This is a genomic window from Streptomyces sp. NPDC055078 (assembly GCF_053607985.1).
The window spans coordinates 1-2,146 of record NZ_JBSGUP010000976.1; the positions used below are offsets into that span (position 1 = coordinate 1).

Below are 2,146 nucleotides of genomic sequence, written 5' to 3' on the forward strand. Positions count from 1 at the left end.
GTGCCGAAGGGCCCGCGCCGTAACGGCTGAACGCCGCATGAACGTCGCAGGCAGGGCTGCGAGGCCCTGATCGGCGCCGCGGCGCCACCGCCCGCGCCGTAACGGCTGAACGCCGCAGGCGCCGCCGCCGCTCCGCGCACCGCGCGTTTCCCGGGGGCCGACTGTCACGGTCCTGATTCAGCCGTGCACCGAGTGAGTCTCCCGGTGCCTGCCCGCCGTTAGCCTGACCGTCACGCACGCCGGACTGATCATCATTCCGGTCGTCCCGGGGTGGGCGTGAACAGGATTCCGGACAGCCGCCGCGCGCTGCCGCGCCCGGTATGTCCCGGCTGGGAGGGGGACCCGTGCCAGACGTACGACCTGCGGAGCCATCGGCTTCCGGGCCCGAGCAGGGCCCGGAAGAGCCGGAAGAGAGCGGGGACAAGGCTCCGCCGCCGGAGCGGTCGAGAGCCGGGGCCGACCCCTGGGCGGCACCCGGACAGCGCCGGCCGAAGACCGAGTCGCCGGTACGCGCCCGGACTCCGGCAGCCGTGAGAGTGGCGACCCTCTGGTCCGCCCTGGCCACCGGTGTGCTGAGCGCGCTTCTGCTGGGCGACGGCCTTGGCCTGAATCTGCTGATCGTGGCCATGGCCGCCGCTCTCGCCGCGTCCTTCGCCGCGCGGGCGGCGGGCCGCAGGTCGCGCCCATGGACCTGGGTATGGGCGGCGGGCGGGCTCGCGCTGCTGATCGTGCCGGCGCTGCGGGACGCGGGCTGGCCGACGTTCCTCGCCGTCGTCGCGGCGCTGGGGGCGGGGTCCCTCGCCCTCCACGGCGGCCGTACCTGGCCGGGCGTACTGCTCGGCTCGGTCGGGCTGCTGAACTCGCTCGTCCTGGGCATGGTGTGGGCCGGGCGGGGGCTGCGTGAGCGCGCCGAGCAGACCCGTGGCCGCTGGGGTCCCGTGGTCCGCACGACCGTGGTGGCCGTGGTCCTGCTGACCGTCTTCGGCGCGCTGTTCGCGGGCGCGGACGCGGCCTTCGCCGATCTTCTCGGCGGGCTCGCCCCGGACGTCTCGGTGGCCGACGGACCCTGGCGCTTCTTCCTCTTCCTGCTCGGACTCGTCGGCGCGCTGGCCGCCGCGCACACCGCCGCGGCGCCGCTGCGGTGGGACCGGCTGCCGATCCGCGCGGGACGGGCCCGGGCCCGCTGGGAGTGGGCGCTGCCGCTGATCGTGCTCGACCTGCTCTTCGCCGCCTTCATCGCGGTCCAGCTGGCCGTGTCCTTCGGCGGCTACGACCGGGTGCTCGCGGAGACGGGGCAGACCTATGCCCAGTACGCCCGCCAGGGCTTCTGGCAGCTCCTGGGGGCGACCCTGCTGACGCTGGTCGTGATCGCCATCGCGCTGCGCTGGGCGCCGCGCGCGGACCCCCGCGACCGCACCCTCGTCCGGGGCGTCCTCGGCCCGCTGTGCCTGCTCACCCTGGTCGTGGTGGCCTCCGCGCTCCGGCGGATGGACCTGTACGTCGACGCGTACGGCCTCACCCGGCTGCGGATCTCGGTGGCCGCGATGGAGCTGTGGCTGGGTCTTGTGCTTGTTCTGATCATGGCAGCCGGGGTCTTCGGGGCGAAGTGGCTGCCCCGTGCGGTCGCCGCGAGCGGCGCCGCCGCCGTCCTGGGATTCGGCCTCCTCTCGCCGGACGCCCTGGTGGCCGAGCGGAACGTCCAGCGCTTCGAGCGCACCGGAAAAGTCGACATCAGCTACTTCCGGACGCTGTCGGCCGATGCCGTACCGGCCCTCGACAAGCTGCCCGAGCCACTGCGTTCCTGCGCCCTCAGGGGTATCGCCGACGATCTCGCCGACGAGGACAAGCCCTGGTACGCCACCAGTTGGGGCGAGTCCAGGGCGCGGGAGATCCTCACGGACCGGCCGCCCGTCGACCATGGATACAGCTGCTGGGATCGCGGGTCGGTCGACGGGGAGCGTGGCCCGTACGACGGGGACGCCACCCCTGGCTGGGGCGGGTCCGGGCCGGACGGCGAGGAGGAGCCGGACGGCGAGATCCGCCCGTAGCGGGGTCCCGCCGGCCCGTAACCCGTACCCGTACGTGTACCTGTACGCGTGTACTTGCCCGCGTACTGATGCGGGCGCCCGATCCGTACGGCCGGCCC

1 protein-coding gene is annotated in these 2,146 nt (G+C 74.2%); it reads left to right on the forward strand.

The window, feature by feature from the left end; genetic code table 11:
- Positions 1-320 precede the first annotated feature (320 nt).
- Entirely contained in the window at positions 321-2,048 is a 1,728-nt protein-coding gene (locus ACWF94_RS39305; protein ID WP_453499902.1) for a DUF4153 domain-containing protein, read from the forward strand.
- Positions 2,049-2,146 lie beyond the last annotated feature (98 nt).